16 protein-coding genes are annotated in these 11749 nt (G+C 45.9%); 3 read left to right on the top strand and 13 right to left on the bottom strand.

What is annotated here, in order from left to right; all coding sequences use genetic code 11:
• Positions 1 to 48 precede the first annotated feature (48 nt).
• The 13 genes from FHQ30_RS10870 to ccmA form a co-directional block, all read right to left on the bottom strand.
• Positions 49 to 711: an NAD(P)H-dependent oxidoreductase gene (locus FHQ30_RS10870; protein WP_139611464.1), complete on the bottom strand. Its 663-nt coding sequence runs from the start codon at positions 709 to 711 to the stop codon at positions 49 to 51.
• A gap of 167 nt (positions 712 to 878) precedes the next feature.
• Positions 879 to 1337 (bottom strand): DMT family transporter, encoded by a 459-nt coding sequence (locus FHQ30_RS10865; protein ID WP_139611465.1) that lies wholly within the window; start codon positions 1335 to 1337, stop codon positions 879 to 881.
• On the bottom strand, positions 1337 to 1675 hold the full coding sequence (gene glnB, locus FHQ30_RS10860) for a nitrogen regulatory protein P-II (protein WP_139609227.1): 339 nt from the start codon (positions 1673 to 1675) through the stop codon (positions 1337 to 1339). The genes FHQ30_RS10865 and glnB overlap by 1 nt, the downstream gene beginning before the upstream one ends.
• Complete coding sequence (gene mog / locus FHQ30_RS10855; RefSeq protein ID WP_139611466.1) at positions 1672 to 2268, bottom strand: molybdopterin adenylyltransferase; 597 nt, start codon at positions 2266 to 2268, stop codon at positions 1672 to 1674. Before mog ends, glnB begins: the two co-directional genes overlap by 4 nt.
• Before the next feature lie 30 nt (positions 2269 to 2298).
• Positions 2299 to 3201, bottom strand: coding sequence for a c-type cytochrome biogenesis protein CcmI (gene ccmI / locus FHQ30_RS10850; protein WP_139611467.1), 903 nt, complete (start codon positions 3199 to 3201; stop codon positions 2299 to 2301).
• Positions 3198 to 3656, bottom strand: a complete 459-nt coding sequence (locus tag FHQ30_RS10845; RefSeq protein ID WP_139611468.1) for a cytochrome c-type biogenesis protein — start codon at positions 3654 to 3656, stop codon at positions 3198 to 3200. The genes ccmI and FHQ30_RS10845 overlap by 4 nt, the downstream gene beginning before the upstream one ends.
• Positions 3644 to 4210, bottom strand: coding sequence for a DsbE family thiol:disulfide interchange protein (locus FHQ30_RS10840; protein WP_139611469.1), 567 nt, complete (start codon positions 4208 to 4210; stop codon positions 3644 to 3646). Before FHQ30_RS10840 ends, FHQ30_RS10845 begins: the two co-directional genes overlap by 13 nt.
• Positions 4203 to 6176 (bottom strand): heme lyase CcmF/NrfE family subunit, encoded by a 1974-nt coding sequence (locus FHQ30_RS10835; RefSeq protein ID WP_139611470.1) that lies wholly within the window; start codon positions 6174 to 6176, stop codon positions 4203 to 4205. The genes FHQ30_RS10840 and FHQ30_RS10835 overlap by 8 nt, the downstream gene beginning before the upstream one ends.
• Positions 6173 to 6742 (bottom strand): cytochrome c maturation protein CcmE, encoded by a 570-nt coding sequence (gene ccmE, locus FHQ30_RS10830; protein WP_139609221.1) that lies wholly within the window; start codon positions 6740 to 6742, stop codon positions 6173 to 6175. Before ccmE ends, FHQ30_RS10835 begins: the two co-directional genes overlap by 4 nt.
• Positions 6739 to 6948 (bottom strand): heme exporter protein CcmD, encoded by a 210-nt coding sequence (gene ccmD / locus FHQ30_RS10825; RefSeq protein WP_132968002.1) that lies wholly within the window; start codon positions 6946 to 6948, stop codon positions 6739 to 6741. Before ccmD ends, ccmE begins: the two co-directional genes overlap by 4 nt.
• Positions 6945 to 7697 (bottom strand): heme ABC transporter permease, encoded by a 753-nt coding sequence (locus FHQ30_RS10820; RefSeq protein WP_139611471.1) that lies wholly within the window; start codon positions 7695 to 7697, stop codon positions 6945 to 6947. Before FHQ30_RS10820 ends, ccmD begins: the two co-directional genes overlap by 4 nt.
• 33 nt (positions 7698 to 7730) lie before the next feature.
• On the bottom strand, positions 7731 to 8393 hold the full coding sequence (gene ccmB / locus FHQ30_RS10815) for a heme exporter protein CcmB (RefSeq protein ID WP_139611472.1): 663 nt from the start codon (positions 8391 to 8393) through the stop codon (positions 7731 to 7733).
• 33 nt (positions 8394 to 8426) lie between these two features.
• Complete coding sequence (gene ccmA, locus FHQ30_RS10810; RefSeq protein WP_139611473.1) at positions 8427 to 9074, bottom strand: cytochrome c biogenesis heme-transporting ATPase CcmA; 648 nt, start codon at positions 9072 to 9074, stop codon at positions 8427 to 8429.
• A 358-nt stretch (positions 9075 to 9432) separates the two neighbouring features.
• On the opposite strand from ccmA, the gene FHQ30_RS10805 reads away from it, so the two are divergent.
• The 3 genes from FHQ30_RS10805 to FHQ30_RS10795 are packed head-to-tail and all read left to right on the top strand — an operon-like array spanning position 9433 to position 11665.
• A complete protein-coding gene (locus tag FHQ30_RS10805; RefSeq protein ID WP_139611474.1) occupies positions 9433 to 10062 on the top strand; it encodes a nucleoside recognition domain-containing protein in 630 nt (209 codons plus the stop codon).
• A 2-nt stretch (positions 10063 to 10064) separates the two neighbouring features.
• Positions 10065 to 10532 (top strand): YjiG family protein, encoded by a 468-nt coding sequence (locus FHQ30_RS10800; protein ID WP_139611475.1) that lies wholly within the window; start codon positions 10065 to 10067, stop codon positions 10530 to 10532.
• 11 nt (positions 10533 to 10543) lie between these two features.
• A complete protein-coding gene (locus FHQ30_RS10795; protein ID WP_139611476.1) occupies positions 10544 to 11665 on the top strand; it encodes a M20/M25/M40 family metallo-hydrolase in 1122 nt (373 codons plus the stop codon).
• The last annotated feature ends 84 nt before the right edge of the window (positions 11666 to 11749 follow it).

Raw genomic sequence — 11749 nt, 5'->3', positions numbered from 1 at the left:
AGTGAATTCAAAGTGCGGTCAACCGCACTTTGAATATTACAATGGGTGTTACTTAATATACTTTACTACATCGTCAAAAGCGCGACGAGTTTTAGCACGAGGTTCACCGGCACGATAGCCAAAAGCCGCCATGACACTGAGTTTAAATGCTTGTGGGTCGTATAACCCTTTTTCTACTAATGCATTATTCAGTTTTTCAAGTGGGAAGCCTTCGATCGGGGTTGAGTCAATCCCAATCATGGCGGCGCTGGTCAGCATGTTGCCCAAGGCGATGTAACACTGGCGGCTTGCCCAGGCGTAATACGCTTCCTCTGTATTTAAATTAAATTCATTTTCACAAAAATTGCGGTAAAACCCCTCATATAATGCGATCACTTCAGCGGGTAATTTCATGATTTCTGCTCGTTGTTGGCGAATGTATTCGCTGCCGGGTTGTAATGCACTTTGTTGGCGAGCCAAAATAACAACAAAATGGCTGCAATCCATGATCTTATCTTTAGCTCCCCAAGCAATGTCACGAATCAACTCTTTGATTTGTAGATTCTCAATCACGAGAAAACGCCAAGGTTCCAGTCCAAAGGAGCTGGGAGACAAACGGGCTGTTTCTAGAATAAAAGTCAGATCGTCTTGGCTGATTTTTTTATTGGGATCGTAGCTTTTGCAAGCGTAGCGGTTGTGGTAAGCATCTAAAATTTGTTGTTTTGATATCATGTTAAGTTCCTAAAAAGTAATTTAAAAAGTATAGTGAAATAAAATAAGAAATCTACGGCGTTGGCTGCGCCTTGTATTTTTCTTATTTTATTCCACTATATAAAGTGCGGTAGTATCAATACGGATTATTTTCCACATTGCGACAGCGAGTGCAAGTGAAATCGAGATTATGATTTAAACCATTTTTCGCCATAAAAGAACAGTGTCATGCCGATAAATACAACAGTTAATCCAATAAATTTCCAGAGGGTTGCTGAGCGGACTGGCATTGAAATTAAGCCATAATGATCAATTAACATTGCCATAATCAATTGCCCGACAATGATAAAAAACAGCATATTGCTGACCCCGACTTTTGGCGCAAGCAATACGGTGGTAAACACAACCATTGCGCCCAAAGGACCGCCGATCCATTTCCACCAAGGTTGATGAGGAAGATTGAACCAGACTTCGCTGAGGTTGGCTTTACTTAGCGTAATAAACAGTAGCAATAGGGTGCCGGTAAAGAAGGAGATTAATGCCGCGACCACAGGCTGATCGCCAACGGCTTTGCTGAGTTGGCTATTGATCGCAGCCTGAGTGGCGAGTGCTAATCCGGCTGCGAAGGCAATCAGGTAGAAAAACATTACAACGCGTCTTCGTTTTCTTCTGCGGTGCGAATGCGGATAACTCGTTCAACATCATAGATAAAAATCTTGCCGTCACCGATTTTTCCGGTTTGCGCCGTCTCGATAATAGTATCGACGCAAGCATCCACTTGTTCGTCAGCAATCACGATTTCCAGTTTAACTTTAGGTAAGAAATCCACCATATATTCAGCGCCGCGATAGATTTCAGTATGCCCTTTTTGACGACCAAAACCCTTTACTTCGGAAACCGTCATACCGGTAATGCCCACATCGGATAAGGCTTCTCGTACGTCATCTAATTTGAATGGTTTGATAATTGCTTCGATTTTTTTCATGTTGATTCCTTATATTCTTTGCGTGCTGATTTAGGGCGGAAACTTTCAATGATGTCTGGCACTGTATCAATATAAATGCCGTCGATCAACTGCAAACAATACGGAACGGCGCTAAAAATACCGTTGACCAATACTTTGCCGTGTTGATCTTTAACCCCCTCCAGCGTCTCCTTAATGGCTTTCGGCTGACCGGGCAAGTTAATGATCAGAGATTGTTTGCGAATCACGCCAACTTGACGTGATAGAATGGCAGTCGGCACAAAATGCAGGCTCACTTGGCGCATCTGTTCACCAAAGCCCGGCATTTCCCGATCAGCAATGGCCAGTGTTGCGTCAGGCGTGACATCACGTTTGGCTGGACCGGTGCCGCCGGTGGTAAGCACTAAGTGACAATGTTGCTGATCAACCAGTTCAATTAAGGTTCTCTCAATTTCGGTTTGTTCATCAGGAATTAAACGGGTTTCGACAGCAAAAGGTTCGGTTAAAGCATTTTCCAACCAACGTTGTAATTCCGGAATTCCTTGATCGGTATAAATGCCTTGCGAGGCGCGGTCGGATACTGAAACCAAGCCGATTTTTAACTGTGTTTGCATCTAAATCTCTTCCTTTATGTGTGGCTTAATTTATGGATTAGCCGCTGGCTGTTGCTCTTGTGCCTTCAGTTCGGCAATGGCATGGCTCATACTGCGCTGAATCAAGGGAACTCGCTCATCGTCAGGCGGTAATTGGCGCAGCATCATTTCCCACGACATTAATGCCATTTTATAGTCTTCTTTTTCAAACGCACTGAATGCCAATAAACTGAGCGCCTGAATATTATTATGATCTTGCTTAATTACTTCACGCAACAACAATTCGCCGCGTGTTTTATCATTCTCGTCTTGTGAGAACATTAGCACTCTGGCATAGCTTAACTTATATTCCGTATTTTCCGGCGCAAGTGCGGTGGCGCGTTTATAGCTGTCCAGCGCCAGTTGTCCGTTGCCGGCTGCCATACCAATTTGACCGAGCAGCCACCAATTTTTATCGTTATCCGGTGCCTGTTGCAGCTCAGCGCGCAGTGCGATAGTGAATTGTTGCAGCTCTTCAGCGGTTAACGGCTGTTGCTGTTCTTGTGCTAAACGTTGTTGCAAGTGCGGTAGCTGAGCGTGGGCATTTTCCAGCATACTCTCGCCATGCCATGACCCGACACTAAAATAGGTGACTAAGGCAATGGCTGTTAAGGCTAATGTGCCAGAAGTGAACCAGATTTTTCCGTTTTTCAAGCGACTGTTTTGCATTTCAGTTTGTTGTAACGGAATATCGTTTAGCAGCTGTTGTTGTAACTCACTTTCACTCTGTTGTGGATCGTCCAGTAAGCCTTGTTCATTATCTTGTTTTAATTCTTGCAGCCGATCGTAATAAAAGGCACGATTCAGATCTTGCTGCTGAACCGCACTTTTATTCTTATTTTTAGCCAATAACGGATAGAACGCCAATAATGCGGTGATGAGGGTGAGCAGTAAAAAAACGAGCCACAACATTATTTTTTCTCCTTATCGTCGCGCTGTAGAATCTTGTTCAAACGCTGTTGATCAAGCACAGGGTCTGCTGGCTGATGTCGCAAGTGCGGTTTGCGTCGGAATAAAATCAAAATGCCGATTAACAACAATGCTGCGGGAATCAGCCACAAGAGCAGTGTTGACGGCGCCAGTGGTGGATCATATGTGACAAAATTACCGTAGCGCTGCACCATATAATCAACCACTTCTTGTTTGCTTTTGCCTTGTTGCAGCAATTCATAAACTTTAGCCCGCATGTCGGTTGAGATTGTAGCATTCGAGTCTGCGATATTATTATTTTGACATTGCGGACAGCGCAGCTGCTGAGTCAGTTGTTGATAAGCCTGCTCTTGCTGCGGTGAGCTGAATTCATAACTGTCAATTGCGGCAAAAGTCGGCAGACTGAAAAACAGCAGTAATAAAACAATTAGCTTTTGCATGCTGTTTCCTCGCGTTGGATTTTTTCAAACAGCGATTTAAACTTCTCTTGCCAAACGGTTTCGTTCATATCGCCGGCATAGCGGTAGCGAATCACCCCTTGGCAATCGATCAGGAACGTTTCCGGTGCACCGTAAACGCCTAAATCCAAGCCTAGCATACCTTTTTGATCCAAAATATTCTGTTGATACGGATTGCCTAAATTTTTCAGCCATTGAGCGGCTTTAGTTAGATCATCTTTATAATTGATACCGACAATGGTGATATCTTGCTTGGCGAGCTGGTTTAAATATTGGTGTTCGGCATAGCAGGTCGGACACCAAGTTGCCCAGACATTTAGCAGCAATGGTTTACCTTGCTGAAAAATGGCCTCAGTAAGCGCTTGTTCCCCGTCTTGCAGAGATGGCAGTTCAAAGTGCGGTACTGGCTTGCCGACCAGTGCAGACTCCAATGTTTTCGGATCTTCACCGGCGGAGTTGCGCACCAGTTGCCAAGCAAATACTAAGACTAGCCCCAAAAATGCGAATAGTGGCAGAAACAGTTTTTTATTATTCATAGACATCTCCTCGCTTGGTGTTCTGCCGAGCAATTTTGCTCAAACGGTAACGGCGATCCAGCATTGACAACAAGCCACCAAGTGCCATAAACAGTCCACCAATCCAAATCCAGCGGATAAACGGTTTGTAATATAAGCGCACTGCCCAAGCGCCATCGTCCAGTCGCTCGCCAAGTGCTACGTAAATATCGCGCCCAAAGCCCCAGTCGATCGACGCTTCAGTCATGCTCATCCGGCTGACGGTGTAAAAGCGCTTCTCTGCGTGTAGGATGGTTTGCAGTTTGTCGTGTTTAAATACTTCGATTTGCGCTTTCACACCTTCGTAGTTGGCGCCGTTATGCGGGGTGACGCCTTGGAACACGAAACGGTAGTCAGCGATTTGTACGCTGTCGCCGCTGTTCATGCGAACATCACGTTCAATGCTGTAATTTTGGCTGAATGCGATACCGAATACTGTCATCGCCACCCCTACATGGGCTGCAATCATCCCCCAATGGGAACGAGAAAGTTTGCTTAAGCCTTTAACAAAGCTGTGGCGGTGAGTGGCTCGTTGCTGCATTTCGTATAAGCTGAGCAGCAAGATCAAGCTTGCCATCATCACGCCCAACACGGCGGTTGTGGTGATGCGGTCAAATAAAAAGTGCGGTAATGCGAAACCGCAGACGACCATGACAACCAGACTGATTATCACGGGCTTGCGAATAGCGCTGACTTGATCACGTCGCCATTTGACCAGTGGACCGATGCCGAGAATAAACGAAAACGGCACCATCAAAATTAAAAACATTTGATCGAAAAACGGCGCACCGACCGAGATTGAGCCTAAGCCTAATTGTTTATGGACTAGCGGTAACAGAGTACCGATGAGTACTATCGAAAGTGCGGTCATCAAAAACACATTGTTGAGCAGCAGCAGGCTTTCACGCGAGTAGCGTTCGTAGTGAGTGGTCGAACGGATCTGATGGCCTTTAACGGCATACAGCGCCAATGAGCCCCCGATGACCACCACCAGATAGGCGAGAATATATAATCCTCTGGTTGGATCAGACGCAAAGGCGTGCACTGACACCAAGATGCCGGAACGGACTAAAAAGGTGCCGAGCAAACACAGTGAAAATGCCAAAATCGCCAATAATACTGTCCACGCTTTGAAACTGCCACGTTTTTCGGTGACTGCTAAAGAGTGAATCAGCGCCGTGCCGGCAATCCATGGCATCAGCGAGGCGTTTTCTACCGGATCCCAGAACCACCAACCGCCCCAGCCCAGTTCGTAATATGCCCACCAAGAGCCGAGTACGATTCCAAGGGTTAAAAACAGCCATGCCGCCAGTGTCCACGGGCGTGACCAGCGTGCCCAAGCGGTGTCTAATGTGCCGCCGAGTAAGGCAGCGATGGCAAAGGCGAATGCCACTGAAAAACCGACATAGCCCATATACAAGAGTGGTGGGTGGAAGATCAAGCCAACGTCTTGCAACAATGGATTCAATTCACGACCATCGACCGGGAAATCGGGGAAAGTGCGGTCAAACGGGTTAGAGGTAAAAATAATAAATACCAAAAAACCGATGCTGATCAAGCCCATCACCGATAACACGCGTGCAATCGCTTCTTGCGGCAGGCTTTTGCTAAAAATGGCGACCGCTGCCGCCCACAGTGACAGTAGCCAGATCCACAGTAGCAACGAGCCTTCGTGCGATCCCCAAACAGCCGATAAGCGATAGTGCAGCGGCAACGTGGTGTTTGAGTTATTAACAATGTACTGCACGCTAAAATCGTTCACGGCAAATAAATAAGCCAGTGCGACAAAAGAAAATGTCAGGCAGAAAAACAGGCTGAATGTCATCGGTTTTGCCAGCGACATCAGCGTTGCATTATTGTTGCGACAGCCGTAAGCCGGTAACACGGTCAACAGCACAGCAAGCGCCAAAGACAATGCCAGTGCGTAATTTCCTAGTTCAGCGATCATTTGGTTGCCTCAGCTTTATTGGCGTCGATGGTTTGTTGCAAATGTTGTTGAAATTTATCCATATTTTGCTGGTCTTTTTCTGAAACGTTTTTCAAATCTGCGGCAGAAACACCCATCGGTTGATGGACTTTCTGCATTTGGCTTTCCAGCTCCGGCGGTACATAATTTTCGTCGTGTTTTGCCAATACTTCATGGGCTTTTAGGGTTTTTTCATCAATCAATACCCCTTGCGCCACAATGCCTTGCCCTTCACGGAACAGATCCGGCAAAATGCCTTCGTATTCCACTGTCACAGAGGGACCGATGTCATTGAGGTCAAACCGCACTTTCAGGCTGTTTGGATCGCGCACTACGGTGCCCTCCACCACCATGCCACCGATTCGCAAACGTTGTCCCGGTTGTGGTTTGGTGTCGCTTTTATGATCTTTGCCATAAATCACTTCAGTCGGGGTATAAAAAAGATCGATATTTTGTCGCAGCGCATACAGCATCAAACCAACGGCAATCGAAACACCGAGCAACGCTAGCAGTAATAGACTCAGGCGAGATTTGCGTCTTGGGTTCATTGCTGTTCTCCTTGTCGAGCTTGTTGAATCCGTTGCTGGCGTGCTTGTTCTTTAGCAATTTGCGTCAGCAAACGTTTTTTGTCATTCAGGCTGACCGCACTTAGTATCACGATTGCCAGCAGTGAAACGCCATAACAGAGCCACACATAGAAACCGTAGCCGCCCATATTCAAAAAATCTTGCCAAGTTTGGAAAAACGGGGTCATTTTTTCCCTCCAATAAATTGATTAGCCAAAGCCTGCACCCAAGGACGCTTTTGCTCTTCTTGCAGTAAAACATTGCGATAGCGGATCAGGGTTAGCCATAAAGATAAAAACAGAAAACCGAAAATGGAAAGCAGCAACGGAATCAACATTGATGTTGCCATTGAGGGCTTTTCAAATTTGGTGATGGTGGCGCCTTGATGTAAGGTGTTCCACCATTCGACCGAAAAGTGGATAATCGGCAGGTTTACCACCCCGACCAATGTCAAAACAGCAGCCGCTTTGGCAGCACTGCGGCGATCCTGAAAGGCGGAGTACAGCGCTAAAATACCGAGATATAAGAAAAACAGGATCAACGAGGCGGTTAAACGGGCATCCCAAACCCACCAGGTTCCCCACATCGGTTTGCCCCAAATCGCACCGGTGGCAAGGGAAAGAAAGGTTAATACCGCCCCAATCGGTGCCATGGCGATCATTGAAAGGTAGGCGTGACGAATCTGCCAGATCAAACCAATCGCAGCGGCAACAGCCATGGAAGCATAGATTCCCATCGACCAAATTGAGGCTGGAACGTGCACATAAATCATTCGAAAGCCATTGCCCTGCTGATAGTCGGCTGGTGCAAATGCCAAGCCCCAAACCCAAGCAACGCTCAGCAATAACAGGGCAAGCACCCCGGCATAGGGCGCAATGTTGCCGCAAATGCGGTATTGGGTTTCGGCTTTAGCGTAAGGGTGTAACCATTTCCACATGCTCTATTTCACTCCATTTTATTCAGTTTAAATTTAATCAAGGCTGATACGCAGTGCTGCTGCAATGGCAAAAGGTGCCAGACTGACACTCAGCGCCATTATTGCACCCAAAATAGCCAGCTGTCCGTTGTAATCAAGCTGTAGTTGTGCCGCATCCAAAATTGAGGCGGAAAAAATTAATACCGGAATAATTAACGGTACCACTAATAAACTCAACAAAACGCCGCCTTTGCGCAGCGCCACTGTCAACGCCACGCCGATAGCACCAATGGCACTCAAGGTTGGCGTGCCAAGTAGCAGGGTTAAAATCAGTGCCCACCAAACCGCCGGTTCCAATGACAGCAGCAACGCTGCAATGGGTGAGAGCAAAATCAGTGGAAGTGCGGTCAGCAGCCAATGGGCGCAGACTTTTGCCAACATGGTCAGCGGCAAAGGGTAAGCCAGCAGCATCAGTTGCTCCAACGAACCATCACGAAAATCATCGGCAAACAGCCGTTCAAACGCCAATAACGCCGACAGTAGTGCGGCAACCCAAACAATGCCCGGGGCAATGCGGGTCAGCAATGCCGGTTCCGGGCCGATTAACAGTGGAAACAGCGTGATCACCAGCAGAAAAAACCATAACGGATTCAGCAGCTCGCTCTTTTTTTGCCAAGCGATTTTTAATTCACGTTTGATGATAGGGAAAAAAATCATTCCAGATTATCCTTTCTACTCTGATTGACTATGTCAGTCTTGACAATCACTTTTGAAGGGCTGCATTGACAATCGTAGTAACCGCTTACTTTCAATTGCTTGATGGCTGGTCAAGATCACGATTCCCCCTTGTTGGCAGTGCTGTTCAAAAAGTGCGGTCAGCTGTTGTTGTCCTTGTTTGTCGATCGCTGTAAACGGCTCATCTAAAATCCACAGTGGTGCTTGGCTCAGCCATAAACGTGCCAGTGCCACTCGTTTTTGTTGCCCGGCAGAGAGGCGATAGACCGCACTTTCTTCATAACCACACAACCCGACTTGCTCCAACGCCTGCCAAATAATCGCCTCACCAGTTTTGCATGGGCTGATCTGTTGATAAAATTTTAAATTTTGGTAAGGGGTCAACTCACTTTTCACACCACTGGAATGCCCTAAATACAGCAGCTGTGCCAAATAGCTGTCGCGCGATTTGAAAATATCCAACTCATTCCACCGCACTTCTCCCGACAACGGTTGTGAAAGTGTGGTTAAAATCCGCAATAGACTGGTTTTTCCAATACCATTGTGCCCTTCCAACTGCACAAATTGCCCGCTCTCGAAGATAGCAGAAAACGCAGCAAACAGGCGTTTTTCGCCGCGTTGGCAGCTTAAATTGTGTAGTGTCAGTCGGTTTTTTTCAAACATGGTACAAATTTATAAATATTCCTTAAAAATGAAGCCAGATTTTAGCATAAGTGATTGATTAGTGATAACTATCCGAGAATATTTAACTACCTCTTTAGGTGTATTTATGCTGGATTTATAACTTAATTGATTGATTTGACAAATGATTTTTCACATATCGATTTGCAGTTTCTTTGATCTAACGCAAATTTATAACAAGCTAAAAAAGAGTGGTTTAGTTTATTTTTGTGGTGTTAGCTTTGTTTTGGCAAACAGTCGATAAAACTTGAGATAACCAGCAAAAATGCACTTTGTTGATTGTATTCGCAGCTTGATATGACTAGAGTAAAAGTAATTTATAACCGTTGAAGGAGGGTGTATGTCAGAAAATAGTATGAAAAAATTGATTGTCGGCACAATTTCATTAATTTTGGCAATTATATTTTTTGGCGGCTTTGCCAAGGATTTTATTGGTGGAATTTTTGATTTCAGTAAATTGACCGGACAATTTCCTGATTGGTTAAAAACCAGTGGTGGGATCAGTGCCAAAGGTGGTTTTCTATTTGCGCTGACGTTAGTTCCCAGTGTGATGTTGGCTCTCGGCTTTGTGGCGGTATTTGAGCATTACGGTGCGCTGTCGGCGGCATCAAAATGGTTGAATCCGATTTTGAAACCGGTGATGGGAATTCCCGGCAACTGCTCGATTTCTTTGATTGCCAGCACGCAAAGCACCGATGCTGGCAGTTCGACCACCAAATTTTTACGCGAAGAAAAAGAAATCACTCATAAAGAATTACTGATTTTTGCGGCGTTTCAATTTAGTGCCGGAGCGTTACTCACCAATTTTTTATCTTCGTTTGCGCCGGTGTTGCTGATTCCTGATAAAGCCGGACAGGTAGCGCCGGTTTCCATTGCCATGTGCTTAGGGATTATTTTTGTGTTCAAAATTTTTGGAGCAAATTTAATGCGGTTATATGTGAAAAAATTTGTTAAAGAAGATGAGGAATAGTGATGAGCCAGACAAGCAACCAAAATAAACTTATTACCGATATTTTCATCGATGGTGCCAGAAAAGGTTGGAATATTGCGGTCACTAACACCATACCGAATGTATTAATGGCGTTTGTGATTATCTATATTTTAAATGCTTCGGGATTGCTCAAACTAATCGGTGAATATTTGGGCTTTATTATGCTCCCTTTGGGACTGCCGGGCGAAGCGATCGCAGTTATTATGGCGGCTTTTTTAAGTTGGGGTGGTGCTGCCGGCGTATTGGTTGCCTTAGTACAAGAAGGGGTGTTGAATGCGCAAGATATTGCAGTTTTATTACCCGGCATGGCGCTAGTCGGCTCGACGGTGCAGTATATGGGGCGGATTCTTGGCGTATTAGGCGTACCGGGAAAACACTATCTGGTGTTGTTCGGCATTTGTATCATTAATGCCTATCTTGCGATGTTGTTGATGAGTTTCTTTGTTTAACGGAGGTAAATATGCAACACGAAGAGTTACCGCTATTTTTAGACGAACTGAAACAGTTGACCGAGATTGAAAGTCCGTCACACCATATCGAGGGAGTCAATCAAGTTGCCGATTGGTTTATCGCCAAAGCGAAAGTGCAACAGCTAGCGTATCAAAAGGTTGCCATGCAAAGTGATACGGTAGCGGAAGGGTTATTTATCAGCAACAACCTTGAGGCGGAGCATTTCGATATTTTGTTTATCGCCCATATGGATACGGTGTTTCCGGTCGGCACGTTGGCACAAGCGCCTTTTTGCCAACAGGATGATCGCATTAATGCACTGGGCGTGATCGACGATAAAGCTGGCGCATTAATGGCGCTTTATGTGATCAAAGCGCTGGATTTGAATAAATTGAACGTCGGGCTATATCTGAATTCGCACGAAGAGATCGGATCGTTGTACGCCAAAGAGAGTATCCGTGAATACGCTCGTAAATCCGCGTACTGCTTTGTGATGGAGCCCGCAAGGGAAGACGGTTCGATGGTGGCGACCCGTAAAGGGGTGATCACCTACGCGATTGATTTTCATGGGCTAGCGGCACACGCCGGCAATAATCCGGAGCGAGGACGCTCGGCACTGGTGGAAGCCGCCAATTTTGTGCTGGAATTTTCAAAACTGAATGATTTTAGCGCCGGACACACCTTTAACTGTATTATCACCAAGGGTGGAGTAGCACAAAACATTGTGCCGGATTTCGCAGCGCTTACTATCGAAATGCGCTACAGATTGCCTGCTTCGGTTGGGTTTTTTGAGCAACGGCTGGCGCAGGTGTTGGATAATCCGCTGCAGGACGGGGTTCGCCATGAAAAGCGGTTGGTGAATCACGAAGCACCGATGATTGATGAAATCAACTTGCCGAAAATCAAGCTGCTGTTTGCTGAAGTGGGTGCAGCGCACAATATGCAAATTAAATGGGTTGATGCCGGCGGCGTCAGTGACGGCAATATCGCCTCTTCTGTCGGTTGTCCGACGATTGATGGCTTGGGACCGACCGGCGGCAATATGCATATGAAAACCGAATACATGCAGATCAGTTCGGTGGTGGCGAAATGCAATTTGATTATTGATGTCATCAAGCGGCTTTTTAGCTGAACTTAGGGTCTGTTGATCTTTGTTTATAATTTGAGCTATAGACTCTTTTTTACCACTCTTTTTGAAAATAAATAAGGCAAAAGT

Origin of the sequence: Testudinibacter sp. 'clade 2', assembly GCF_006227735.1 — a bacterium.
Lineage (GTDB): Bacteria > Pseudomonadota > Gammaproteobacteria > Enterobacterales > Pasteurellaceae > Chelonobacter.
This window is presented reverse-complemented; position numbering and strand designations above follow the sequence as displayed.